Annotated in this window: 28 protein-coding genes and 2 pseudogenes; 16 read left to right on the forward strand and 14 right to left on the reverse strand. The window is 58.9% G+C overall.

Annotated features, from left to right (window positions below):
* Positions 1-544: 544 nt before the first annotated feature.
* The 3 genes from V1479_RS23370 to V1479_RS23380 form a co-directional block, all read right to left on the reverse strand.
* Positions 545-2,518 carry a protein-L-isoaspartate(D-aspartate) O-methyltransferase gene (locus V1479_RS23370; protein ID WP_368804977.1) on the reverse strand — a complete coding sequence of 658 codons (1,974 nt, stop codon included), beginning with the start codon at positions 2,516-2,518 and terminating at the stop codon, positions 545-547.
* Between the two features lie 20 nt (positions 2,519-2,538).
* Complete coding sequence (locus tag V1479_RS23375; RefSeq protein WP_368804978.1) at positions 2,539-2,727, reverse strand: DUF3008 family protein; 189 nt, start codon at positions 2,725-2,727, stop codon at positions 2,539-2,541.
* 137 nt (positions 2,728-2,864) lie between these two features.
* Positions 2,865-3,758 (reverse strand): DMT family transporter, encoded by an 894-nt coding sequence (locus V1479_RS23380; protein WP_368804979.1) that lies wholly within the window; start codon positions 3,756-3,758, stop codon positions 2,865-2,867.
* Between the two features lie 96 nt (positions 3,759-3,854).
* Here V1479_RS23380 and V1479_RS23385 point away from each other — a divergent pair, with 96 nt between their 5' ends.
* Complete coding sequence (locus V1479_RS23385) at positions 3,855-4,361, forward strand: superoxide dismutase family protein (protein WP_368804980.1); 507 nt, start codon at positions 3,855-3,857, stop codon at positions 4,359-4,361.
* A gap of 50 nt (positions 4,362-4,411) precedes the next feature.
* Here the strand turns inward: V1479_RS23385 and V1479_RS23390 are convergent, their stop codons facing one another.
* Both V1479_RS23390 and V1479_RS23395 read right to left on the reverse strand, forming a co-directional pair.
* A complete protein-coding gene (locus tag V1479_RS23390) occupies positions 4,412-4,858 on the reverse strand; it encodes a CBS domain-containing protein (RefSeq protein ID WP_368804981.1) in 447 nt (148 codons plus the stop codon).
* A gap of 319 nt (positions 4,859-5,177) precedes the next feature.
* Positions 5,178-6,266 (reverse strand): AI-2E family transporter, encoded by a 1,089-nt coding sequence (locus V1479_RS23395; RefSeq protein ID WP_368804982.1) that lies wholly within the window; start codon positions 6,264-6,266, stop codon positions 5,178-5,180.
* A gap of 267 nt (positions 6,267-6,533) precedes the next feature.
* Here V1479_RS23395 and V1479_RS23400 point away from each other — a divergent pair, with 267 nt between their 5' ends.
* A complete protein-coding gene (locus V1479_RS23400; RefSeq protein WP_368804983.1) occupies positions 6,534-7,409 on the forward strand; it encodes a Crp/Fnr family transcriptional regulator in 876 nt (291 codons plus the stop codon).
* On the opposite strand, the gene V1479_RS23405 is transcribed toward V1479_RS23400, so the two are convergent.
* Positions 7,396-8,160, reverse strand: a complete 765-nt coding sequence (locus tag V1479_RS23405; RefSeq protein WP_368804984.1) for a Crp/Fnr family transcriptional regulator — start codon at positions 8,158-8,160, stop codon at positions 7,396-7,398. The two genes, V1479_RS23400 and V1479_RS23405, sit on opposite strands and share 14 nt — an antisense overlap.
* A gap of 66 nt (positions 8,161-8,226) precedes the next feature.
* The gene (locus V1479_RS23410) at positions 8,227-9,765 is read right to left on the reverse strand and encodes a sensor histidine kinase (protein ID WP_368804985.1); all 1,539 of its coding nucleotides are present in this window, start codon (positions 9,763-9,765) and stop codon (positions 8,227-8,229) included.
* A 700-nt stretch (positions 9,766-10,465) separates the two neighbouring features.
* On the opposite strand from V1479_RS23410, the gene V1479_RS23415 reads away from it, so the two are divergent.
* From V1479_RS23415 to V1479_RS23440, 6 genes are all read left to right on the forward strand, one after another.
* Positions 10,466-11,491 carry a sodium:calcium antiporter gene (locus tag V1479_RS23415; protein WP_368804986.1) on the forward strand — a complete coding sequence of 342 codons (1,026 nt, stop codon included), beginning with the start codon at positions 10,466-10,468 and terminating at the stop codon, positions 11,489-11,491.
* Between the two features lie 204 nt (positions 11,492-11,695).
* Entirely contained in the window at positions 11,696-12,079 is a 384-nt protein-coding gene (locus tag V1479_RS23420; RefSeq protein ID WP_368804987.1) for a hypothetical protein, read from the forward strand.
* Positions 12,080-12,239: 160 nt separating this feature from the next.
* The gene (locus V1479_RS23425) at positions 12,240-12,482 is read left to right on the forward strand and encodes a DUF6894 family protein (protein WP_368804988.1); all 243 of its coding nucleotides are present in this window, start codon (positions 12,240-12,242) and stop codon (positions 12,480-12,482) included.
* A 77-nt stretch (positions 12,483-12,559) separates the two neighbouring features.
* Positions 12,560-12,733: a hypothetical protein gene (locus tag V1479_RS23430; RefSeq protein WP_368804989.1), complete on the forward strand. Its 174-nt coding sequence runs from the start codon at positions 12,560-12,562 to the stop codon at positions 12,731-12,733.
* A gap of 44 nt (positions 12,734-12,777) precedes the next feature.
* Positions 12,778-13,053 carry a hypothetical protein gene (locus V1479_RS23435; protein ID WP_368804990.1) on the forward strand — a complete coding sequence of 92 codons (276 nt, stop codon included), beginning with the start codon at positions 12,778-12,780 and terminating at the stop codon, positions 13,051-13,053.
* A gap of 99 nt (positions 13,054-13,152) precedes the next feature.
* Positions 13,153-13,467, forward strand: a complete 315-nt coding sequence (locus tag V1479_RS23440) for a hypothetical protein (RefSeq protein ID WP_368804991.1) — start codon at positions 13,153-13,155, stop codon at positions 13,465-13,467.
* A 1,005-nt stretch (positions 13,468-14,472) separates the two neighbouring features.
* Here the strand turns inward: V1479_RS23440 and V1479_RS23445 are convergent.
* Positions 14,473-14,751, reverse strand: coding sequence for an usg protein (locus V1479_RS23445; protein WP_173194432.1), 279 nt, complete (start codon positions 14,749-14,751; stop codon positions 14,473-14,475).
* 27 nt (positions 14,752-14,778) lie between these two features.
* Positions 14,779-15,126, reverse strand: a complete 348-nt coding sequence (locus V1479_RS23450; protein ID WP_368804992.1) for a hypothetical protein — start codon at positions 15,124-15,126, stop codon at positions 14,779-14,781.
* Between the two features lie 333 nt (positions 15,127-15,459).
* On the opposite strand from V1479_RS23450, the gene groES reads away from it, so the two are divergent.
* From groES to V1479_RS23470, 4 genes are all read left to right on the forward strand, one after another.
* Positions 15,460-15,774 (forward strand): co-chaperone GroES, encoded by a 315-nt coding sequence (groES, locus tag V1479_RS23455; protein WP_368804993.1) that lies wholly within the window; start codon positions 15,460-15,462, stop codon positions 15,772-15,774.
* 56 nt (positions 15,775-15,830) lie between these two features.
* Complete coding sequence (groL, locus tag V1479_RS23460; protein ID WP_368804994.1) at positions 15,831-17,459, forward strand: chaperonin GroEL; 1,629 nt, start codon at positions 15,831-15,833, stop codon at positions 17,457-17,459.
* A 395-nt stretch (positions 17,460-17,854) separates the two neighbouring features.
* On the forward strand, positions 17,855-19,222 hold the full coding sequence (locus V1479_RS23465) for a Do family serine endopeptidase (RefSeq protein ID WP_368804995.1): 1,368 nt from the start codon (positions 17,855-17,857) through the stop codon (positions 19,220-19,222).
* A 356-nt stretch (positions 19,223-19,578) separates the two neighbouring features.
* Positions 19,579-19,797, forward strand: a complete 219-nt coding sequence (locus V1479_RS23470; RefSeq protein ID WP_368804996.1) for a DUF982 domain-containing protein — start codon at positions 19,579-19,581, stop codon at positions 19,795-19,797.
* 536 nt (positions 19,798-20,333) lie between these two features.
* On the opposite strand, the gene V1479_RS23475 is transcribed toward V1479_RS23470, so the two are convergent.
* Together V1479_RS23475 and V1479_RS23480 are read right to left on the reverse strand one after the other, a co-directional pair.
* Positions 20,334-20,849, reverse strand: coding sequence for an Hsp20/alpha crystallin family protein (locus V1479_RS23475; RefSeq protein WP_368804997.1), 516 nt, complete (start codon positions 20,847-20,849; stop codon positions 20,334-20,336).
* 96 nt (positions 20,850-20,945) lie between these two features.
* Positions 20,946-21,419, reverse strand: coding sequence for an Hsp20 family protein (locus V1479_RS23480; protein WP_368805042.1), 474 nt, complete (start codon positions 21,417-21,419; stop codon positions 20,946-20,948).
* A 210-nt stretch (positions 21,420-21,629) separates the two neighbouring features.
* On the opposite strand from V1479_RS23480, the gene V1479_RS23485 reads away from it, so the two are divergent.
* Both V1479_RS23485 and V1479_RS23490 read left to right on the forward strand, forming a co-directional pair.
* A complete protein-coding gene (locus tag V1479_RS23485) occupies positions 21,630-21,845 on the forward strand; it encodes a hypothetical protein (RefSeq protein WP_173194428.1) in 216 nt (71 codons plus the stop codon).
* Positions 21,846-21,970: 125 nt separating this feature from the next.
* Positions 21,971-22,288, forward strand: a complete 318-nt coding sequence (locus V1479_RS23490) for a DUF982 domain-containing protein (RefSeq protein ID WP_368804998.1) — start codon at positions 21,971-21,973, stop codon at positions 22,286-22,288.
* On the opposite strand, the pseudogene V1479_RS23495 reads toward V1479_RS23490, so the two are convergent.
* Positions 22,282-22,502, reverse strand: a pseudogene (locus V1479_RS23495) (protein usg); the annotation flags it as partial. The gene V1479_RS23490 and the pseudogene V1479_RS23495 overlap by 7 nt on opposite strands.
* Here V1479_RS23495 and V1479_RS23500 point away from each other — a divergent pair.
* Positions 22,494-22,748, forward strand: a pseudogene (locus V1479_RS23500) (TCP-1/cpn60 chaperonin family protein); the annotation flags it as partial. The pseudogenes V1479_RS23495 and V1479_RS23500 sit on opposite strands and share 9 nt — an antisense overlap.
* Before the next feature lie 177 nt (positions 22,749-22,925).
* On the opposite strand, the gene V1479_RS23505 reads toward V1479_RS23500, so the two are convergent.
* Positions 22,926-23,141 (reverse strand): hypothetical protein, encoded by a 216-nt coding sequence (locus tag V1479_RS23505; RefSeq protein ID WP_368804999.1) that lies wholly within the window; start codon positions 23,139-23,141, stop codon positions 22,926-22,928.
* Positions 23,141-23,431 carry a DUF3175 domain-containing protein gene (locus V1479_RS23510; protein WP_173194426.1) on the reverse strand — a complete coding sequence of 97 codons (291 nt, stop codon included), beginning with the start codon at positions 23,429-23,431 and terminating at the stop codon, positions 23,141-23,143. Before V1479_RS23510 ends, V1479_RS23505 begins: the two co-directional genes overlap by 1 nt.
* A 116-nt stretch (positions 23,432-23,547) precedes the next feature.
* Here V1479_RS23510 and V1479_RS23515 point away from each other — a divergent pair, with 116 nt between their 5' ends.
* The gene (locus tag V1479_RS23515) at positions 23,548-24,540 is read left to right on the forward strand and encodes a cation diffusion facilitator family transporter (protein ID WP_368805000.1); all 993 of its coding nucleotides are present in this window, start codon (positions 23,548-23,550) and stop codon (positions 24,538-24,540) included.
* Positions 24,541-24,608: the final 68 nt, after the last annotated feature.

Consider the following 24,608-nt stretch of genomic DNA (forward strand, 5'->3'; position numbering starts at 1 on the left):
CGCCAGTGACTTTCAGAAGTCTGCTTCGGGCTCCATACCGGCTGGGCACAGCCCTCGCTAACTCCACCGGCATCCCACCAATCGTGCGTACCGTCTGAGGTCGGCCGTTTTTCAAAGCGTGACAGGAATCCATGATAGACATCACTTGCGGGAAGAAGAAGAGCTTAACGTCGTCAAAATCAGCGAAAAGCTCGTTCTTGCCCGAGGCAATCACGGCGGCCGAAAAGGTAAGCGGTCACTGTGCCGCGTTGCGGTCGAACGTTCCGGATATCCATTGGTTCGTTAGCCACTGGCTTGTCCTCCTAAAAGGTTGCGAGGTTCGCTGCGTGTTGCGGTGGCGCGTCATTTTCGTCGGGATTGGGAAGCGGTTGCTCGTCAGGTAAACGTCTTGGCTCAGGCTCGCGGATCGGGGGGCGTGGACCGGGCTCAGGCGGCCGAGGGGGCAACCGGGAAGGATCAGGCCGCGGTGGTGGCATCGTAAGCATGGTAAAGGCTCCTTGCTACGGTCAACCTCAAGGGCGTCGTGCGGTTCCCAGCCCGCGCTTCACATTCCAGAGGGGAACGTATCTGCTGGTTCCCCGGCCTGAGCCCTTTCGTCGAGTGGCTCAAGCGCCGTTGTCTTGTCCAGCCACACATAAGCGTCGTACTGCCCCGGAGCTGAGGCATCGAGGTAGTGACTCTGCCGCTCTGTGTGAGGTCGATAGATCACTCCAACGAACCGCTGAGGCATGACTTTTGCAAGTTGCTCGGCGACGGTGTTGCTGGACGTGAAATCTATCAGTCCGCAAGCCGGCGCTGCCTGATGACATAACCGCTCCCAACTATCCTGGGCCGAAGGCCGCATCGATATCCTTTGGACGGGTTCGTCCCAACCATTTGCTGCCGCAACAGTTCCTTCGTGTGTTCCAAACCCGATCAGTGCGACCTCCTGACCAAAGTGCTCACGGCAGAGCTGCCCGAGACTCAGTTGATTGCGGGCGCGACCCATCTCAGTCTCGCGAGCATCGCCGACGTGCGAATTATGAGCCCAGACCACAACCTTGCGATGACCATCCTGCGCCAGGATGCCACGAAGCGTTTCGAACATGTGCCCGTCGCGCAAGTTCCACGATTCAGTGCCCCCGTAATACATCGTCCTGTAATATTGCTCGGCCGATGCAACGAGCCGCGCACTTTGCGCCGCATCCAGAAAGCTCTCGCCGTCGCCAGCTGCGAAAGCCATTCGCCTGGTCAGCAGTTCGCGGCACTGGGCGACCACTTCCTCCTCGCAGCTTCTGTAGCCCGCTGTCACCGCCGCCCGTGCATAGGCGGCAGGGTCGTGTTGCCAAGGGGTCATGCACCCGTATCGCTCGCGGGCAATGGATGCTGCGTGCGGATCAACCCTGTCCAGGTGCGCCAGGACGCTCGCGATCGCGCCAGTCACGTTATACAAGTCCAGGCCGTAGAAGCCGGTCTGAGCTTCGCCCTCGCGGCGAGATCTGTTGTGATCACCTAGCCAACTCAGGAACGCCGCCATTTCCTTGTTGCGCCACATCCATTGCGGAAAACGCGAGAACGGCGGCTCCTCTGCGGGCAATGGTTCGATGCCACGAAGAACTCGGTTAATCGCGGCCGCATCCGGCCAGTCGGCTTCCACAGCCAGTGCGGTAAATCCGTGTCTTTCGATGAGACGACGAGTGATGGCCGCCCGTGCACGATAAAATTCCGACGTTCCATGCGTCGATTCGCCAAGCAAAATCACCCGCCGGTCGCCAAAGCGATCGAACGGCACGGCGAAGCCTTCAGCATCGATAGGCTGCAGTGTCTCGGTTATGCTTTCCAACGTGCTATCTCTGGCGTCGGACCTTTTGCCTCGTCGCGCCTCAGCTTGGTCCGGCCAGCCCTGCTCCCCCACCAGCGGTACGAACATGACATTGCCTAGATCCTCCTCCTCGTAGCGTCCCGCGCCCAGGCGCACGACCCGCAACAGCCGCTGGGCGCCCTGCTCGCCAACAGGTACGATGAGCCTTCCGCCGATTTCGAGCTGTTCCACCAGAGCGTGCGGGATGTCAGGTCCGCCTGCCGAGACGATGATCGCGTCGAATGGAGCATCTTCCGGCTTGCCTCGAGTGCCATCGCCGAGGCAAACCTCGACATTGGATATGTTCGCGTCGGCCAGATTTTTTCGTGCGACCTCGACAAGTGTTTGATGTCGGTCGATTGCGATGACGCGACTGGCGATGCTCCCCAGGACGGCAGCTGCATAACCGGATCCGACGCCAACCTCCAAAACCTTGGCACCGGGCTCGACTTCGGCAGCTTCGATCATCAAGGCAACGATGAAGGGTTGAGAGATAGTCTGTTCTTCTCCGATCGGCAGCGCCGTGTCCTCATAGGCCAAAGCGCGGTGAGACGTGGGCACGAAATGCTCGCGTCCCACAGTGCCCATCGCCCTCAACACGGCGTTGTCCTCGATGCCGCGACGGATGAGCTGGGTCTGGATCATCCTGCGGCGTGCCTCGGCAAAGTCCGGCGCCATAGTGTTTCTCTCACCGCCTGTCAGGAGTCGGACTTGTGATCCGGCTTTCCCTTTCTCTTCGTCGAAGCCATGTCTTCAAGTTCGCTCTTCGACATGGATTGGGCCATTTCCTTCGAAGCGCCCTTGAGCTCACACTTCTTCTTGTCTCCGCGCTTTGCGGCTAGCGCAGCGCCAGCAGCCATCTGCTGTGATTTCGATTTTGCGGGCATTGTTCGGCTCCTTGCCTCTGTGACACAGACGCCGAACTGCGTGCCGGCGCCAATGTTCCCACCAGCCCGCAGACGCAGGCATCTCATGAACCTTTGTCCGGCACCGCGGTAGGACTTATGTCGCTCGCCAGCGCAGGTTATGAGGGCTGAGCCAACCGCCCATGCTCCCTGGAGACCAGCAACACGCCAATGAAAACGGTAGCGAAACCGACCAGGTGAAGGAGCCTGAATGGTTCATCCAGAAGGAAGTAGGAAAGCACGAGGGCAGATGCAGGCATAACGCCCATGAACGCAGCCGCTACGGAACCCTGGGCGCGCGCAATACCCGAGTACCAGAGCCAGCTCCCCAGCGCGAGAGTGCCGACGCCATACCAAACAAGCGCGAGCCATGCGCGAGCGTTGACCGCTGACACGTCGAAATCCTGGAGCTGCCAAAGGGCAAGCACGGCAAATAGCGGTACCGAGAGCGCTGCAGAAAGACCCGCGGCTGCAATCGGGGGAACCGTTTCACTCACCTTCTTGCCCACCAGCGTATAGACAACCTCACAGCAGACCGCGCCGAACACCAGTAATGGTCCCAGCATATTGAAAGAGACATCTCCGTCAGGGTCGCTCTGATCGATCTGCAGAACCAAGACACCTGCTACGGCCAGGGCGATTGCAAGCAGTTTGCGCCATGTCGGCTTTTCGCGCAGCACGATCATGGATGCCAAGGCAGTTACAGCAGGTGTAGTGCTCATGACTGTCGCACCGACAACCCCGGTCACCATGCGCATTCCAAACAGCATGAACGCGGTGAAGCCGAACATGCCGAAAATCGAAATCGCGCCGATCGCTAACCAGTCTCGCCAAGCGATCTCTTTCAGCTGCGTGCTGCGCAGTGCAAACGGCAACAGCACGGCCGCCCCCAGCAATACACGCAGGCCACCCCCTACGAAGATCGGCATGGCATCGGTGACAATTTTGCTGATCGGCGTCGCTGAGCCGAACGCTGCCATACCCAGTGCGAGCCTCGTTCGTGTCGCCGTCATATTCGACCTCGTCGGCTACCATTCGACATTGTTCGAGGAACATCGCTGCGCGCCAGCGGTTTCGGCCACTCGATGCCAAAACGAATGGAGATTATGATGAAAGCTTCGATCTTGGCTGGCGCCCTTGTGCTGATAGGCCAAACCGGCCTTCACGCGCAGGAAGGTGGCGCATCCACCGCGACATTCTCGAATACGCGAGGCGAATCGATCGGAGAGGCAAAACTCACCGCCGTTCCCTCGGGCGTGCTTATCGAGTTGGACGTGGACGGCCTCACACCCGAAAGCTGGGTCTCGTTCCACATACACGAAACCGGTGAGTGTGACCCCTCTTCCGATTTCGAAACAGCTGGAGGCCACTTTAACCCGACGAGCGCCGACCACGGACTGCTTGTGGAGGGTGGACCTCACGCAGGAGACATGCCGAACCAGTATGTCGGTAGCACAGGGATGCTCAAGTCGGCCGTCTTCAATTCGATGGTGAACCTCGAAGGTGATGCTGGGATTACCGGCAAATCGCTTGTAATTCACGGCGGACAAGACGACTACAAAACCCAGCCCTCGGGCGATGCGGGACCCCGTATTGCGTGTGCTGTTATAGAATAGATGGAGGAGCTGCCGGCCAGGCCGGCAGCTCTTTCCATGACCGGGACGCATCACGACGAGCTGGTAGACTGGACGTGATCCCCACCCGGCCTTGCAACGCCGGCTAAGGCCGCGCCGACGGAACCTTTGCTACCGTCAACACGGGCAAGGTCGCCGAGTGAAAGTATCCCAACCAGTCTCTTGTCCTGATCGACGACAGGGATGCGACGAATCTGTTGATCTGCCAGATTCCGGCAAACGTCTTCAGCTTCCTCGTCTTCGTAGCAGTAGCAAATCCCTGTCGACATGATTTCTTCGACCTTTGTATCCGGCCCTCGACTAGTGCCAACGGCCCGAATGGCGATGTCGCGGTCCGTCAGCATCCCGACGAGGCGATCACTCTGGCCAACAGGCAGTGAACCGGCATCGATGTGAGACATCATCACTGCCGCGTCCCGTATGGTGTCTTGCGGCGATACGATCGTCACGTCTCGCGTCATGGCTTCCCGCATCTTCATGCTTGTATCTCCTCTGATAGCCCCATCCTGGAACCCAACCGAGAGACGCGGCCTGTGTTCCGAACCGGAATTCGGTGACATGCCGGGACCATGCGGCGGCTTCGGAAAAACCCTTGGAATCGAACGCCGGGGGCTCTCGTCGCTTCGGTGCAACCCGATGAACCGCGAGCATGGCGGGTCCGTCCCGCTTTCCTCGGCGGCCTGTCAAAAAGCCAATTCCTTCCCGGTCGAACCCGACTGACCACCGCATCGTGAGAACAGGGCGATCGGTCGGAACGATCACGGTTATATGCGAGCTCGGCCGCGAGCGTTCCACCATTCAATCCAAAAAGCGGCTTTTGCCGGATCGTAGCGAAATGTTCAAAGAGGCTTCTGGCGCATCATGGCGTGCGGTCGAGATTGGGGCAACCCATACCTCTCGCACCAGAACCATCAGCGCCACCGCTAGCGGTGTGGCTAGCAAGATTCCGAGCCAGCCGAACAAGATACCCGCAGCGAGGATGGCAAACAGCGTCAACGCGGGCGGCAGGCTCACAGACTGCTGCTGGATCACAGGCGTGATAAGATTGCCTTCCAGCTGTTGGATGGCGAGATAGAGTATGGCGACATAGGCCGCCACGTGGGGACCTTGACCCAGACCCAACGCCACCGCCGGTACTGCCGCCAGAATTGGCCCGAAGAACGGGATGAACTCCAGCAGCCCGGCAATGACCGCGAGTGCGAGTGCAGAGGGGACCCCGATCAGCGCCAGACCGATATAGGTCAAGCCTGCCACAACCAACATCGCCAAAGACTGGCCAATAAGCCAGTATCGGAGGCTGCCGCCGATGTCTGCCAGCGTATTCTCAACCGCTGGCCGCTTGCTTTGCGGAAATAGCTTCACAATGCCGCGCACATAGAGATCGGGCTGTAGCGCCAGATAAAATCCGGCAACGATCACCAGGACAAGATTGGCGAGAAAACCGAACGCCGCGGAGGACAACCCGGCGATCCGGCTCATCACCGAGGTCTGGGAGAGCATTGTTTCAAGCTGATCGCCCAGCCATTCTTCGACACTGCCAATATTGAGAGCGTTCTCTATCGGCTTCAAGAGTTCCGGCAGCTGCTCCCACAGTTCCATCATCTGCGTGCGCAACTGCGAGCCCAAGAGCCAGAAAAAGCCAATCGCAATGAGCAGCGTCATGAGACAGGAAAGGCCGAAAGCAATTCCAAGAGGCAGGCGGGAGAGGTGTGCGATGAATTGTGAGACGCTGACAAGAAGACAAGCGAACAGCGTCGCTGCAAAAACCAGCAACAGAAGGTCCCGAAGATACCAGCCGGCGACCAGTAGAACTCCAAATACTGCTACGCCTGTGGCTCGCCGGATGAAGCGCGTACTGTGCGCAACGGGATCGCAATTTGTGCTCATTGCCTGGAAGCGGCGAGGTCGGCCGAATGAACAGCCGTCCGCCTACTCTTGTTGTGATTGGGTACATGACCACATCGCGGTCCGGAGGAAACGCGCGGTGCCCACATCAGATCGCCGTCAACGTCGATCACCGCCAGACACAACGGTCGTCGAATATCTCGGATCCGGAGCTGTTTGCTGCCAACATTCGGTTTCTGCTGCACAATGATGTGTCCCGTCCACGTTCTGCCTCGCATCAATCTCCGCTCCAACCAGTGGATCGGTCCAATGTTCCAGTTTTCGATTCCACGTTGGCGACTATCAAATGCAAAAGCGGAGGCGCCGCGAAATAGCTATTGCGTCTTCGCTCTCGGCCGTCGCCCGAGCGGAAACATGATTCGTCCATTCGCCAGGTGCCGGTTGCCAACTGCGCTATTAGCAAAATTCAGGGCCAGAAATGCTGCGGGGTTGGCGGTTGCCGATCTGATCAAGCAGCTGTTTTCTCGGGAGCGCTCTTTTGCAGCCGGAACGGATCTCGCCCGGCAATTCAGTCAGCCGGCAAACTGCGCGCTCCTCATCGAAGGAGTAGCGGCGCAATATCGGATCCTCTCCAACGGGCGGCGGCAGATCACGTCGATCCTTGTCCCCGGCGACTTCGTCAACCTTCACTCGATGATTGTAGGCCAAGAGCCCTACAGCGTGCTCGCGCTGGATATGTGCCGCGTTCTTGTGGCCGAGGCGGAGCAGTTTCGATCGGCCCTGTCTAACTCGACCGAACTGGGCCGGATCTTATGGATGGAAACTCTGACTGAGGCGGCCATTCAACGCGAATCCATTGTCTCCATGGGTCGCAGAACGGCTCTGGGCCATCTCGCACATTTCATTTGCGAGCTCCACGAGCGCGTGTCCATGGTCGGGAAAGCGGCCGGCAATAGCTTTCAGTTGCCGCTCACGCAATCCGACCTTGCTGACGCGCTCGGCCTTTCGGTCGTTCACGTGAACCGATTGCTGAAAACGATGAGAAGTGACGGCCTCCTTTCCTGGTCGAACTCGGTTGTTTCAATCCTGAACGAGTACAAGCTTCGCGAAATTGCCGAGTTCGACCCTAGCTACCTTGGATTTCGGCAAGTGCGTCAGGCGGGGGTTAGCTTCAGCGAGGCCTGACCGTCAGGTTGAGATACGAGGGATCGAACTCTCCCAATCGTCTCAGTTCCGGCCAATCGAGTATGGTGACGTCGAGAGCGCGCCAGGAAATCAGATTCCGGCGCCTCATTTCCTGAAGTGTTCTGTTGATATGCACAGGCGACAGCCCCATGGCGTCGCCTAGCTGTTGCTGCGTCATGGGCAACTGGAAGCGGCCGCCGTCTGACAAGCCGACGGCCAGTAGGCGTGTCCGTATCTCGCAAAGGAAATGCGCCATCTGTCCCACAGAGGAAAGACGTCCCTTCGCGGCGATCCAGCGTCGGTGGATTGCCGCGTCCACCAATGTCAACAGCCAGAGCAATCGGCTGAGATGTGGATGTTCTTCCGTTATCGCTTTGAGAGCAGCATGGGGCACGTAGGCCACGGTACAATCGCCCAGAGCCATTACGCTATGGTCCATCCGCCCCAGGAGGAAACCATGGAGGTCGACGAAGTCGCCCGCCATATGGACCGCCGATATCTGGACGCCGCCATCACGCATGGTGTGCGTTCGAACCGAATAGCCGCTCACCATGAGACAGCTTTCGCCAGGCTCCTGCCCCTCACGCACGATATCTTCGCCGCTCTTCAGAGACTGAAATCGTGCAATGCTGCCGGCGATGGCGCCTCTCTCGCGAGGCGATAGTCGATCCCTGTTCTGGAGATTGATCAACAAAGGGGTCAGCCGCTCGTCATGAGCGAGTTCGTCGTTGGTCGGTGGATGCCGGGTCATGATCCTATATGACTAGCCGCGCAGCAACTGGATTTGGCGGAACACTATCATATCAGGGTCAAAAGACTACGGACCGGACTGCTGATGCATTGCCACCGGTATCGAAAGCACGAAACGCAAGCCTCCGTTGCCGCTGATCTCGTACCGGCCTCCAAGCTGCTGGGCAAAACGATCTATCAGTTTGAGGCCCAGCCCTGCCTTAACAGCCTGCGGATCGAACCCCACGCCATCGTCTTCTATCGTCAACCGAATCTGGCCGTCATCCCCGATAGTGAGCGAGAAGTTGATCTGTCCGCGGTGTTCTCCGGGAAACGCATGCTTAAGTGAGTTGGAAACCACCTCGGTTACAATCAATCCAACCACCATAGCGCGATCTGCATCGATCTTCGCCGGTTCGAGACCAAGCTCAACCTTGCTATTGGCACCGAAGGCTTGCACCACCTCCCCCACGAGCTCGCGCAGATACATCGAGAGATCTACGGTATCGAGCCGGTCGGACCGGTAGATCTGTTCGTGAACCATCGCCATGGCAGCGACGCGCCTCGAAAGGTCCCGCTTTGCGTCTTCGGGCAGCGGTTGGAGGCGGACAAGAGATGCAACCGTCTGCAGATTGTTCTTCACCCTATGGTGTATCTCGCGCAACAGCATCTTGTTCTGAGCGAGCGACTCCTCTGCCTCCAATCGACGCCGCCTATCCACCACTAGTAGTCTTGAAACCCAGACAGTCATTGCCAGCAATGCCAAGAACACCGGTACGGCGATCACTGAAATTCGGACAATCCGCCTGTTGAAATCCGCAAGCGCCGCCTCGCTGGCGACAGCAGCAAACGCGATCAGCTCGCTGTTTGAAACACGATGGAAGCCGATGAGTCTCTCGACACCATCCAGTCGGGAGACGCGCCTGTAAGTCCCGGACTCCTGCCTGCCCAATCCTTCTGGAACCACCTGCGAACCAATCGCGGATCCCTCTGCAAGACCAGGATGACGCGCGACTATGAGACCGTCCTTGCGAACAACACTTATCGCGGAATCCGGACCCAGGTCGAGGTTCAGCCACACCTGTGACATGAGACTGGTGGGAACCACGATCACGGCGACCCCAGCGAACTTGCCCGAGCGCCAAAGGCGACGGCCTACAATGAAGCTTCGTTCGCCTGTGATCCGGTCGATGAGCAATTGTGAGATGACCTGCGCTGCGCCGTCTCTGAGCTCCTGAAAATACGGACGGTCGGCAATGTTGATCTCTCCTCTGGGCGCAGTGGAGAGAATTTCACGACCATTGCGGTCGAATAATCTGACTTCGACGTTCTGCGGCAGTCCTTCAATTGCGTCATCAAGATCGCCAAGCATGGCGGTTGCGAGCAGTTCCGGGCGGTAACCCAAGGTGTCGTCGATACGACGAAGGGACTGCCTTGACGCCTCGATGAGCCATTGAAAATGCACGGCGACGATTTGGGCTGCTATGCCAGCCTTCTCCTCGCCGCGCCGAATTGAATCGCGATAGCCCTGCGAAACGAACAGAGCCGAACTAGCCAAAACTGAGACGAATAGGCCGGCCGCCAAAACAAAAGCGGCCAGCGGTGTGCGCACCCTCATTCCCCACATCGACCCTTCCTGCGTAGAATCAAATGTAGCGCGGGACTGAAGCAGGCGATATGTCAAATGATAGGAGGTCGGCGGTCAAACAGGCAGCTGCTTCGATCGTGCGTGCTCACTCCCCTCGCCGGCTTCGCACATTATTGATTGGCCGGCGCGTATCCTGAGTTTCGCCGCGCCGCGGCTGTCGCGTCTGCCGTCCCACTTCCTCAGCCTGCAATGGAATGTCATAGGGCGTGGTCTCCCAGGCGCCCACGTCGCCTTCATCAGCGATCCTTTCGCCCCCGCCAGGTCGCGCTGGCAACCCGCTTCGAGGCATCGGCTCCGTCTCAGCGTTTTCCCAGATGCTTCGCGGATCGCGCAACTCCCCCGCCCGCGCTCGTGCGTTGCGCCGTTCGTTGGATATCTCTGGCCTATGCCGGCTCATACCGGATTGCTCGCAACCTTGGCCTTTCTCGTGGGTCATTGTCCTTCTCCTATTTGTTGGCTGTCCACACATGGACGCTTTGTCGGGATCTGCGCCAAATTGCGGATGGTCTGATGCGCGCAATCGCCGGGGAACACAGCAAAGATCGGTCTGACCAACGGGCTTGTTCGTGAACCCGGTGCCGGTCGCGAACATCTGGCCAAGGAACAGAACCAAGCCCGAGATGTCCCCCGACCGGCTGGTGCGTGATTTTTGTGAACTGCCGGCCGTGTGAGAGGAGCCGTGCCGGAACTTGCAAATCTGTCATTGGTCTGGGTCGTGCCAATCTTCGTCGCGGGTGCAATCGTTGTCGCGATAGCGGGCGCGCGGCTCGCACGTGTTGCCGACGCACTGGCTGACCGAACCGGCTTGGGTGAAGTCGTTGCTGGAGCTCTTTTCGTCGGGGCCGCCACCTCACTGCCCGGTGCTATCACTTCGGTCTCCACCGCCGCGCAAGGAGCGCCGGAGCTGGCCATAGGCAATGCTTTGGGAGGGCTTACTGCGCAAACCGCCTTTATAGCGATTGCCGACTTGGCCTACCGCCGCGCAAATCTCGAACACGCTGCCGCAAGCGTGACCGGATTAGCGCAAGGTGTGTTGCTGGCAGGTCTGCTGACGATAGTGCTTCTTGCTGAAACATTTCCCGATATCGCCGTCTTCGGTGTGCACCCGGCATCGATGCTCATCGTGCTTGTTTACGGATTTGGTTTGCGGCTTCTCACAAAGATCAAGGACGAGCCCATGTGGAAGCCGGTCCGCACAGAAGAGACACGAGTCGAACTGACCCAACCCGAATCCGGCGCCGGTTCCACGGGAGCACTCTGGCGCGCCTTTTTGTTGCTGGCGGCACTGACGGCGTGTTCAGGCTACGTCATAGGCGAAGCGAGCATGGCAATCGTGGACAGGACCCATCTTTCCGCGACGGCTGTCGGCACAGTCTTTACCGCAGTAGCGAACTCCCTTCCCGAGCTCGTGACTGCTATCGCAGCCGTGCGGATTGGGGTGGTGAGCCTTGCTGTGGGCGACATCATCGGCGGGAAGGCGTTCGAAGTGATTTTCCTCAGCCTGGCCGACCTGTCTTATCAGGGCTCCATATACTCTGCATTCTCCCCGGCAAACCGGGCAACTGCGTTGATGGCGTTACTCATGACCACGGTTCTACTTCTCGGCATGCTGCGCAGGGAGCGCCTCGGTATCGCTCGAATTGGATTTGAAAGCGCGGCCGTGTTCCTGCTCTATGCCGTGTCGGTCGTGCTTGTATGGGTCTGAACCCCCTCTAAGGCCGCCGTCAATCGGTCAACCTGACCTCAACCGATCCGCCCCGGGCAGGTCCCAGCGGGAGCCAAATCTCGCAATAGGCCGCACCATGGCCCCACGCACTTAAAGCAGTATTCCGGCAAATCGCCTCTTTTTACCAGGGAACAAGGTGTGCCTCTTGCTGTTCGGGGTCAAACAAGCGCGAGGATGAACGTGATGGCATCGAAGAGTGCTGCAGTTGGCCTCCTGGGATTGGCCCTGACAATGGTGGGGGCCGAGGCTGAGGCGCAGGAACGACAACAAATGGCCCAGAACCCCAAACAGGGCGTCTCGGGACTTGGAAGCGACACCGGAAGCGTGCCCCCGGAATGGGACGCTCAGATCGCAAAAGCATTCTTTCTGGATACCGGTTCCGGCACATTACGGACCGAGGCGGAGGTTCGCGCCAACTGGGCTCAGCTTTCCCCCTCGCAACATGAGGCGGTGCGAGACTACTGCGCACAAGCCCCCCAGGGCGCAGAAGACGATGGCGGGATGCGAGAACCCAATGTCACGCGCGGTTCCCTGATCAGGCTCTGCTCCTGGATCAAGCGCTTCTAAAGCGTTGAAAAATCCGCTGATCAAGAAGCTTAATCATGAAGTCGGGCTTCAATGACAGCGACAGGGTTACCATGCCCGTCTTCTCGCGTCTTGCCGCCTTTTCGCAGTTCGATCCGACCCACCTGCACCTAAGGTTCCGGTCTCAAGTGGGATAGATGCAATGCCGATCTTTTTCTTCGCAATTGATAATGGTCGCTATTCGACCACTGACCCTAAGGGGCTGGAATTCAGGAACGAAGAAGAAGCGTCCCGCGAAGCGGTACAAGCAATAACCGAAATGGCCGTGGATGAGGTGCCGGACGGGAACGATCGTACGTTTCGTATTGTCGTCCTCAATGCCCACAAACAGTCCTTGTTCGAATGCGAATTCAATTTCAAGGCTCGACGCCTGTCTCCCGACTAGCCGCTCATCTCGCGCAGCTTTATCTGGAACGGACTTGCTATGAGCGGGTTGGTGAACATTGGAAAGGAGGTTTCTAAATGAGCAAGACCGATAAAAAAGAGATTCAAGAACGCATCGAAAAAGTGGCCGAACACACTACCAGCGGCGGTCATCTGGGGGGAACAGATTTCGGTCAGAGCGCAGATGCAAAGACGACGACCAGCATCAAGAAGGGTGACAAGGCCCGCGCCAACGACGGCGGAAAATCGTAAGGCGGCAATCCGCTGAGAACAACTTGCGAGAAAGGGAGCAGACCATGAGCAGGCGAAGCTATGACGCCAGAACTGATATGCCCAAGGCCCTTTTCGTCGAAGAGCAGGGTCAAGAAGAAGCAGAATCCGGCCCGGTCGTTCCAGACAGGTTGCTGGACGTTGGGGAGCTTGAGTTCAGTTCCGAAGAATCGAGCAAACCTCTAGAAGAGGATGACGACAACGCCTTCCAGCAGAGTGACGAGGCGTTGCCAAATGATGATGACGAGGCCGCCCTGTCGCGAAGGCCTTCGCGCGAAGGAAGTCGTTTCGACGAAGTGTGATGTCTTCGCCTCTTCCCAGGATGCGGTGCAGTAGACGAAATGTCCCAAAGCAAGGATGAGTGGGCACGGTTGGTTGTGCTTCCACGGCAGGAGGGCACTATGGCTAGACAGCAGATCTTGACGGACCACAATGCGATACGAGCTTGGGCAGCGGCACGCATGGGCGTCCCAGCCGTAGTCGATGTGTCGTCACAACCGGGCGTTCAACCGCATCTCCTTATCGCCTTCGATCAAGTGGCCTATGAAGATCAGGATCAAGCGGAGCGACCTCCAAATGCCGGCGGGTTCGAGCTCGTGGGATGGGACGAGTGGTTTCGTCTCTTCGATGACGCGGGGCTGGCTCTGGCTGTCCTGCCTGACAACCCCGGTGTTCTGGATAACAGCCATCAATTCATTAAACGCGACGACCGTTAGTTATAGCAACACGTCGAACGGTGCTGGGCAGCGTCGATCAGTATCCGAGGCCGCCTCCCGCCAAGGGCCGAAACCTGACTTGCGTGCGCAGACAGCGGTGGTTTCACAAAGCCGAGGTTGCCAGTCAGGGGTCGTAGGCCGCAGAGTTCATATCAGGCGCGGGGGCGGCGAACTGACGTGATATGACCACAACGCCGATGTCCCCGGCATTTCTTCCAACTGAAGCAGGTAACTCGTCAAGAGTGCGAACCAGTTATCTCAACAGTGACAGAACATAATATCCTGCGTGAACCCCCCAGGCTGCCCACCGACCGTAATATGAAGTGACTGGCCAGCAAGCCCGCAATCTGTGAGACTGGGTGCATCGTCAGCCATCTTCTAAGGGCGCTGACGGCTGTTTGCGACCATCATGCTCTCGCCCCAAAGGTTCGGAGATGGCTATGATGTCCGCCAAACCCGTTAACAATGGTATATTCACACCGCGCGATCTCGCTTTGATGTGCGAGGAGTTACGGCGCTCGGAAGCTCCTGACGAAGGTCCTGCAGACCGTGAAGCGCGAGCTGAGATGCTGGTTCAAACCTGGAGCCGTCAGCGGCAAGCCCGAAACGCAGACCAAAGGGAAGGCGGCGAGAGCCGACACACCTAAGCGGTGCGATCGGCCGTTGTCCGTGGAGGACGAACAAGAACTCTATATCGTCTGGCTGCTGCCTTATCTGCGTTGAAAGGCCTATCTCTGTTGCGGCGATAAGAAACACGCGGATGCTTTAGTGCCGAACGCCCTGCAAACCGTCATTGACCAGGTCCCCACTGCTCCCAGCGGCGGAGTGCGCGTGGCTGGATAGCAGAGCTAGGGGCGAGGCCGGCACCTTCTTAGCAAAGCGGACGCAATTGTATCCTCGGAAAGACCTGATGAGACTGCGGCAATATCGGTGGTCACGAGGCATCCGCTGCGCAGCGACGCACCCTAAGCCGTCTGTCGCTCGGCCTACCGCCGACCTTGTCCCTCAATGAACTGATATGATGCCGTCGACGGCCCTCCATTCCGATGGTCTGATCAGACGGTGGTGGGCGACGCGCACGGAATGAAGCGGCCCTTCCAGCGTCTCGCGCCAGTATTCCAGGAACCCGCGCAGTTCGGGGAAGCCGGGCGCAAGGTCGTATTCCTGCCAGACATAGAGCTGAAGAAGGCTGGGATGGTCCGGCATGTGATAGTGGATTTCTGCCGTGGTCAGGCCATATCCTTCCATTTGCAAATGAAACTCTCTGCTCACCGTTTTGGCCATTCAAGTCTCCAAGTTCCCGTTTGAACGTCAGGCATCCAGTCGCTGCCAATGCCCATCCGGCATCGCCGTGCGCGCCATCGCTCTCGCCTCGTCCGGGTGATCCAGTCGATGCAGGGCATCCATGATGACATTAAACGAGATTGGCTGTGGAATACCCGGCGGGCGGCGCAGGGTCGGCATCGATTCAACCGCGCACGCATCTGACGCCCAGGATGACAAAATGGCGCGTTTCTCGCCCATATTTAGCTCCGGGTCGCGAACAACATCATCGGGATGCTTGTAATGGCGCGATGGGGACAACAGACGATCAAGCGCGACATCCTCTGCTTCAGGCGCGAGTGACGGAATGATCGTTGAGAAATCGGTTCGGCCCATAGCTTACCTCCTTTCGGATTGCCGTTCCAAACTCCAGTTGCGACCATTTTTGCTGGCGCGTTTCAAGAACGCGACCATGGCGAAAATTTTGCCGTCTCCTTCGAAAAAATCAAGCCTTTTAGTGATCCGGGCGCCGTAGAAAGTTGCACGATTTCAGGCCCCTAGCACTCGTAACGATCAAGTGCCAAAATTTTTCGCCAGCCCTCTTGAAACGTCAAATTTCTCAAACTAGCTCCATGTGCGCGCAATGCCGCAAGGGTTGCGCACCCCGTACCGGACCCGGTCCGGTGCGGAGGAACCTCTCAAAATTTGTTTGTCCTGAAGGAGAACGAGATGACGTTCCGTCCATTGCATGACCGTATCCTGGTCCGCCGCATCGAAGCCGAGGAAAAGACCGCCGGCGGCATCATCATCCCCGACACCGCCAAGGAAAAGCCACATGAAGGCGAAGTCATCGCCGTCGGTTCCGGCGCCCGCGACGACACCGGCAAGCTGGTCGAGCTCGACGTGAAGGTTGGCGACCGCATCCTGTTCGGCAAGTGGTCCGGCACCGAGATCAAGCTCAACGGCGAAGACCTCCTCATCATGAAGGAGAGCGATGTCATGGGCGTGATCGAAGCGACCGCCGCACTGAAGAAGGCCGCGTAAGGCTTCTTCCATTGCTCAACCAGTCAACGAAAGCTGCCTACTGAAGGAGTGATCCAATGGCTGCCAAGGAAGTCAAGTTCCATTCCGACGCGCGCGAGCGCATGCTGCGCGGTGTCGATATCCTCGCCAATGCGGTAAAGGTCACGCTCGGCCCCAAGGGCCGCAATGTCGTGATCGACAAATCGTTCGGCGCCCCGCGCATCACCAAGGATGGCGTGACTGTCGCCAAGGAAATCGAGCTTGAGGACAAGTTCGAGAACATGGGCGCCCAGATGGTGCGCGAGGTCGCAAGCAAGACAAACGATCTCGCCGGCGATGGCACCACGACCGCAACCGTCTTGGCTCAGGCGATCGTGAAGGAAGGTGCCAAGGCCGTGGCCTCCGGCATGAATCCGATGGACCTGAAGCGCGGCATCGACAAGGCCGTCGACGCAGTGGTCGCCGAGCTCAAGGCGAATGCTCGGAAGATCTCGAAGAACGACGAGATCGCGCAGGTCGGTACCATATCGGCAAACGGCGATAAGGAGATCGGCCGGTTTCTCGCGGAGGCCATGCAGAAGGTCGGCAATGAAGGCGTGATCACGGTCGAGGAAGCCAAGACTGCCGAGACCGAACTCGAGGTTGTCGAGGGCATGCAGTTCGACCGCGGCTACCTGTCGCCCTACTTCATCACCAACCAGGACAAAATGCGCGTCGAGCTCGACGAACCCTATGTGCTGATCCACGAGAAGAAGCTTTCCAATCTTCAGGCACTGCTTCCGGTTCTCGAGTCTGTGGTCCAGTCCGGAAAGCCCCTGCTGATCATTGCTGAAGATGTCGAGGGTGAGGCTCTGGCGACTCTTGTCGTCAACAAGCTGCGCGGAGGCCTCAAGGTGGCTGCGGTCAAGGCACCGGGCTTTGGCGATCGCCGCAAGGCTATGCTCGAGGACATCGCCATCCTTACCGGCGGTACCGCAATCAGCGAAGATCTTGGCATCAAGCTGGAAAACGTCACGCTTCAGATGCTGGGCCGCGCCAAGAAGGTGGTCATCGAGAAGGAGAATACCACGATCGTCGACGGCTCCGGCTCCAAGGCTGAAATCGAAGGTCGCGTGAAGCAGATCAGGGCGCAGATCGAGGAGACGACCTCGGACTACGACCGCGAGAAGCTCCAGGAGCGTCTCGCCAAACTTGCTGGCGGCGTTGCTGTTATCCGCGTCGGCGGCTCGACCGAGGTCGAGGTGAAGGAGCGCAAGGACCGAGTGGACGATGCGTTGCACGCTACGCGCGCCGCGGTCGAAGAAGGCGTACTGCCTGGTGGCGGTGTTGCTCTGCTAAGGGCGGCCAAGGCGCTTGAGACCATCCAGGTCGACAACGCGGATCAGCGGACGGGTGTGGAGATTGTCCGCCGCGCGATCGAGGCGCCGGTCCGCCAGATCGCCGAAAATGCCGGTGCCGAAGGCTCGATCATCGTCGGCAAGCTGCGGGAGAAGGCCGAGTTTGGTTGGGGCTGGAACGCCCAGACCGACGAATTCGGCGATCTCTACAAGCAGGGTGTGATCGACCCGGCAAAGGTCGTTCGTACCGCATTGCAGGACGCAGCCTCCGTAGCCGGTCTGCTGGTGACGACCGAGGCGATGGTGGCTGAGAAGCCGAAGAAGGACACCGCGCCCGCCCTGCCCGCCGGCGCAGGAATGGACTTCTAGATCAACTGCGAAGCCTGCGCCCGATTACGGGCGCAGGCATCATCGATCAGGGAGGCTGTCATGAACATGGTCCCCAATATCGGCACGATCGCTCCACCGAATTGTCCGCCGAGCGATTTCGTTGGCCATCAGGCGGAATGCCGCTCAACGTTCAAGCCGTGGCTTGAAGGGTTGCTTGCCAAGGCGGAAACTGCCGGGTGGAACCGCCGGACAGTGGCTTCGACACTGATGTTTCTGTCAGCGCAGAGCGCCTCACGGCCGTCACCTACGCGTAACCGCGAGGGATGAGCCAATGCCGCTCATGGCGGCTGGATGATTTTTTGACACCGACGAAGGCGGCAGACCCGACCGCCGCCTTCCGAACCAGGGAGAAGGACGTTTTCGGGAGACTGAAGATGATCGTGTATATGCCACCGCGTGCGCAGCGATTCTTCGCCGTTGTTGTCACCACCATTTTCCTGGCCTTCTCGGGATGCGCCGTGGCCCCCGTCGCCGCACAATCTCCATTTGCGGAAACCGTCGAAGCGCGTTCCCTTGCAGATGTGCTGGAAGATGTGACGCCGGCTGTCGTCAACATCGCCGTAACCTCGCGCGCGCCGGCAGAAACCAACCCGCTGTTCAACGACCCTTATTATCGCCGCTTCTTCGACCTGCCGCAGATGCCGCAGCAGCGACACAAGATGAGTGCCGGCTCCGGCGTCATTGTTGATGCCGCGAACGGCTATGTTCTGACCAATCACCACGTCATCGAAGGCGCCGGTGACATCGCCGTGACGTTGAAGGACCGTCGTCGCTTTGCGGCGGAGCTTGTCGGCAGCGATAAGGCCACCGACATCGCGGTATTGAAGATTGAGGCCGAAAGGCTGACTGAGTTGCCGATCGGTAACCCTGATCTGCTTCGGGTTGGCGATGACGTCGTTGCCATCGGCAATCCCTTCGGCCTTGGCCAGACGGTAACGTCCGGCATCGTCAGCGCGCTGGGCCGCAGCGGCATTAATGTCGAGGGCTACGAGGACTTCATACAGACAGATGCGTCGATCAACCCAGGCAATTCGGGCGGGGCACTGATCACGGGGGATGGCCGCCTCGTCGGCATCAATACCGCGATCATCGCGCCGGCCGGCGGCAATGTTGGAATCGGATTTGCAGTACCGATCGACATGGCACAGGCGGTCATGCGGCAACTCATAGAGCACGGTCAGGTCAGTCGGGGCCGAATTGGCGTCGCAATTCAGGATCTGACGCCCGACCTGGCCGAGGCGCTCGGCATCGAGAGGATAAGGGGCGCGGTTGTAGGGAGCGTCGAAGAGCAGGCGCCAGCGGCACATGTCGGCCTTCAGGCAGGCGACGTGATCGTTGCAGTGGATGGGCAGGAAATCACTGGGGCGCCCGATCTGAGAAACCGTATCGGGCTGACGCCGGTTGGCTCGACTGTTGAGATCGCCTGGCTGCGCGACGGTGAAAGAAATGTGGCCCGGGTTCGAATCGAAGCTGACAATGGTGGCGCGATCGCCGCAACATTCCCCCAGAAGTTGTCCGGAGCGATCTTACAAGATGCCTCCGGAAACGTCTTCGTCGAAACGGTGGAGCCCAACAGCGCTGCCGCGATGGCAGGACTGCGCGCCGGAGACGTCATCGTCGCCGTGAATCGTCAGCCCGTTCAATCGAGGGAGGACCTCTCAAGCGCCTTGCGTGCCGCGCGCGGCACCATTGCGCTCGATTTGTTTCGCGGCGGAAACCGCCTGCTTCTGGTTATCCGATGACTAGAGCCATCCCCACCTTACTTAGCGCGTGCAACCATCTCAAAGAGACGATGATGAGGAACTTCATGTGCCGCTCGCCGTGGCTCGAGGTGCTAGTCAGACTGCACAGTTCGTTGCCCGTGCCTGATACTAGGGAGACCGTGCAGATTGTCTCGACGAGCGCAACACCAACGTGCCAACCACTGAAGCCCGCATCGTTGACAATGATGCAAGTTCCACTGGAGGGACGTAGCCTTCTCGCCGGCACAGCGGCGCCGCGACAATTATCTAGGAAAGGATCGACACATGCCGCATCTATCCATTGAGGAGCCGATCATGATTCTGGTGGGAATGGCATTCCCAGACGTATCGAAACGGTGCTGGAGGCCTACGCACTGCTTCGCGATTGGCCCGATTCCAGCCGCAACGGGGCTCACATGGTGATACTCAACGCCTGTAAGGCGGGCGTTGCCGGTGAGATTGACGCCGAAACCGTGCGTGCCACTTTCGCTGCATTTGCGCGCCGCAACGGCATAATTGTACCGAACATCATTTCATACTCCCGAACCGAAGGCTGTCGGCTGATTCCTAGCTAGGCCAGGCATTACTGCTTCGCGGTCGCTTCTCCGAGCTAGCCGTGACGTCAAGTTCTAGCATCCACAGAGCACGTCGCCTAGCTGATGCCTGCCTTCCGGGAGACTTCTCCAACAGACGTCCCATCCTGCGCCTGATCGATGATGAACGTCTTCTGCGCGTCCGTGAACTGCGATGGTATCATGCGTTCCGCTCCCCTGCCAGCCAAGGGCTCGGTGCGGAAAACTATAGCCAAAATAGGGCCGTTTTGATCATAACATTTAGCGATGTGGTGAACGGCGGCAATGTAGAGGGCAACGGCGGCGTTGGTGGCGGAGGACCGCTACCGTCGATCCCAAAACCTATCGGATGTACGCTACAAGCTCCGAACACTCTCGGCTTCTGGCAGCATAGTCACGCTGCGCGCTCGATTGCTTTGACGCGGGCACGAGGGGGCTCCTCTCGATCATTGCGTGCGGCACATCCCAAGCTCTATGGGGCGGCGGAAAAGACCGTCCGAAGGCTGGCTGGTTTCGCAGCCTTCGAGCGGTAGGCAGGTTCAACCAGTACCGTTAATTGTAATCCGCTTGCTCTTTGCCTGAGCGCGTTCGGTTTTGGGTAGAGTGACGGTGAGAACACCACTCTTGAAATCGGCGCTTACCTTATCGTCGTCGATTTCATAACCGAACGGTATCCGGCGCTCAAAGCGGCCGTAGAAGCGTTCGGAGAATCGACGATCCTTCTCCTCGGACTCGGCTCTCTTCTCGCCCCGTAGCGTCAGCACGCCATCCTCGAGCAGCACTTCGATGTCCTCCGCCTCGAGGCCGGCGACCTCAGCGGTTACGCGTATTTCCTTTTCGTTGTCGGACACCTCCACGTTGGGCCAACTTCCACCAAACGATGAGGCTCTGCCGAGGCTAGCCGCATGGCCACCAAAGCCTCGAAACACATCGTCGAACAGCCGGTTCATCTCGCGATGCAGCGAGAGGAACGGGTCGCGCGTATCGCCGTCGCGAAACACGGCGGGAACCTGACCTCGCTCCCGGTTCCAAGGGATCACGTCACGCAAACTCATTGTCATTCTCCTTTCAGTTTCGGTAGTTCGCAACAAAGCTGTCGACGAGGACCGGGCCTACAGCCCGGCCCTGTCAGCTCTCGCGTAGGGGACCGCTCAGGCAGCCTGTTTGTCGGTTCCGCCCTTGCGGTGTTCGACCTTGGGCGTATCGGCGCTGCCGATCTCGATCCGGCGCGGTTTCATCTCTTCGGGAATCTCACGCTTGAGATCGACGGTCAGCAGGCCGTTTTCGAGGCCGGCGCCGGTCACCTTGACGTGGTCGGCCAATTCGAAGCGGCGCTGAAAGGCCCGGCCCGCGATGCCGCGGTGCAGGTATTCTCCTTCATCCTCTGGGGATTTTTGGCCAGAGACCAGTAGCAGGTTCCGTTCCTGCGTTATGGATAATTCGTCCTGACCAAAGCCAGCCACCGCCATCGTGATGCGGTAGGCGTCTTCGCCCGTTCTGGCGATGTCGTAAGGAGGCCAGTTATCGACGGCAGTCGTCTGGCTGGCGTTTTCGAGCAGGTCGAAAACGCGGTCGAAGCCGATGCTTGACCGGTAGAGTGGTGAAAAGTCGAATGCGGTTCTCATAGCCATATCCTCCGTTTGAGCAACATGGGTACGAGGAGCGCCAAGAAGCCGGCGCTCCCTGACCATGCCGGCCCCGCAGGCAACCGGCAATATCGATTTGGGAATTCAGTGCTGGCCCGTCAAGGCCTTCTTCGAACCGGCGGAACTTTGGACGTGACCTTGGGTTTGCCATCATGGCTTCAAGCATGTTGAACCGATGGAGGATTGAACATGCCGATCACACGCGCTGACGTCATATCTGTTCTGGGACCCACCGATGAAGTGCTGGTCGTGGAACTGATAGCCTCGGAAGCATCGATAGAAGAGTTGCGCGAGGCATGGGAATGGCTCAACAACGAGGAAGCGCTCATCGGTGCCGGACGTCCGCTGCCAGGTCCCATGGTCAGCAGGCTGATCGACATACTGGATGATGATGACGAGAGATGATGCCGTGCGGCGGCGGCCTCTGGCTCCTTGAAGAGAGAACAGTCGTTGCCCATCTTGGACGAGGGCCCAAGGTTTGCTTGGCCAGTTACGTTTTCAAAAGACGACCAAAACAAGCGGAGGAAGTGATGAATGATGTCACGTTTTCCGAGCCGGTGACCGTGGTTTTGCCGCGCGGCAGCCAGCGCAAGGTTGCAACCAGCTTTGAGGCAATCGAATGTCTCCAGAATGAGTGGCCGCTATGGGCCCGCGGACGCAGCTGGCGAAAGGCATGCATGGCGTGCCGTAATGCGCTCGACGGCTGGTGCAGCGCAAAAGCAGCGAGACGACGCTTCATCAAGGCCGCGAAACATGCCCACCTGATGCCTGGCTACCATGCTACAGTTAGCCCTGTGTGGGGCTGGCCGGCTTGCAAGACTGGAAATACCGCCCAGATCGCTCAGTGAACCGATAGGATGCCGTCGACGGCCCTCCATTCCGATGGTCTGATTAGACGGTGGTGGGCGACGTGCACGAAATGAAGCGGCCCTTCCAGCGTCTCCCTCCAGTATTCCAGGAATCCGCGCAGTTCGGGGAAGTTGGATGCAAGGTCGTATTCCTGCCAGACATAGAGCTGGAGGAGGGGTGGTCCGGCAAATGATAGTGTCTTTCAAAGAGGGTGCATTGCCTTGCGGTGGTGTTGCTCTGCTGAGGGCGGCCAAGGCACTGGAGACCATCCCGGTCGACAACGCGGATCAGCGGACGGGAGTTGAGATCGTACGCCGCGCGATCGAGGCGCCGGTCCGCCAGATCGCCGAGGATGCCGGTGCCGAAGGCTCGATCATCGTCGGCAAGCTGCGGGAGAAGGCCGAGTTTGGTTGGGGCTGGAACGCCCAGACCGAGGAATTCGGCGATCTCTACAAGCAGGCGCAGGGGTACCAATAGCACCGGTCAAATGAATCTTTGGACGTATTATCCTCCGGGGCTGGAGCATGTGTTGCACCCTAAACCTCGTCGACGATCTCTCTCGTGAGCCGTATGGAGCTACCCAGTAGGCACTCTCCATTTTGCCATTCGCGGTAAGGGTTGAAAGCCGTCTACCGATCACCGGCGTGTCGTTTTTCTGCTTGGATCCACACCTTCCGACTTGTGGGTCTGCGCCTGCGTTTGGTCGACCGGTTCAGACAGACCAAAATGTCCGGCAGGTTTCCGGTTTTCTGCCGCCTCCTGAGAAAACGCGTGGGAGGGATCGTCGCTACGCACAGGCTTCGCGATCCGCTTTCCGGTCTCTCGCCTGTTCGCCGTCTGTTTCGCAGTCATCAGTTCTTCCTCTTCCTGCCATAGAGCGTTCGTAGTTCGTCCTTCGCATCCTCGAGCACGCGGCGTCGTCTGGCGCGCAAGTTCTTGCCCGCACGGTTGATGTAGAAAGTCAGCATCGACATCGCGGAGCGAAACGGCTCGGTATTACGTCGGTCGCTTCGTTCAGCTGATCTTTTCAGCGAACGCGCGACGTCCTTGGGGTCGTCCCGTAGAAAGACATCTTCTTCGAGATCGAGCGCGTCACTCTCCTCGGTCACCTTTGCAGACCAGTCTTTTGTCGATCTAGCCATCGTCCTCTTCCAAATGGTTGGAACGGGTTCCATCGCCCGATGTTCCATACTGGGCGAACCCAACCGTCGCTCAAGCGTTCCGGCAGTACGGGTCGATCAGCCACGGAGGCGGGACCGTGAGAACCATCACCGCACATGAATTTCCGCAAGAGATAGCCTACGTCTACGCGCGGGCTCGGCGCCTGGAGTGGATCACGGTGGGCTATATCGCCAGCTCCACTGCGTTTCTATTCTTCGTCATGGGCAGTTCGCAGGCAATGCGCACGAGCTTCTTCGAGGACGCAGTCAGCATAGTGCCGGCAGTGGCGTTCCTCGTCTGCACCAGGTTGGCGCGCCGCGCGCCCACCGACAACTTTCCCTACGGCCTGCACCGCGCAACCTCGATCGGCCACCTCATCGCAGCGTTGGCGCTGTCGACGATGGGGTTGTTTCTGCTGATCGAGGGTGGTCTGAAACTGATTTCTCAGGAGAAGGCGACTATCGGCACAGTCACATTCCTGGGGCATTCGATCTGGGCCGGCTGGCCGATGCTGATAGCCCTGCTCTACACGGCCGTCCCATCCTTCTTCCTTGGGCGCATGAAGACAAGGCTAGCACCCTGCCTGCACGACAAAATCCTGCATGCGGACGCGGCGATGATGCGCGCCGACTGGATGTCGGAAACGGCCGCCGCGGCCGGTGTGATCGGACTGGGCGTTGGCATCTGGTGGCTCGACCCCTTCGCTGCGATTGTTGTCTCGGGCAGCATCATGCGCGACGGTTGGGCCAATTTACGTGTCGCCGTAACCGACCTGGCGGATCGCAGGCCAATGAAGACTGACGGATCAGACTGGGAGTACCTGGCGGAAGAGGTGCGGCAGACGCTGGAAAATCTCGACTGGGTGCAGCAGGCGGAAGTACGCCTCCGGGAAGAGGGGCACATCTTCATGGGCGAAGCCTTCGTGGTGCCCAAAGCTGGTACGGCTCGGCTGACGACCCTGATTATGGAGGCAGCTGCGACGGTGAAATCACTGGATTGGCGCGTGCACGATATCGTCATCATGCCCGTGGAAAGCCATTCGCAGATGAAGGAGGACGAGCGTTCTCACCGTAGGGAAACGCAAGCCTGAACGATAAGCGCGGCCGAGCCGGTCCAGATGGCAGCGATAAGGGAGAGTGCTCCGATGAGCCGCGCAAT

It is taken from the genome of Neoaquamicrobium sediminum (genome assembly GCF_040970315.1).
GTDB classification, from domain to species: Bacteria; Pseudomonadota; Alphaproteobacteria; order Rhizobiales; family Rhizobiaceae; genus Aerobium; species Aerobium sediminum.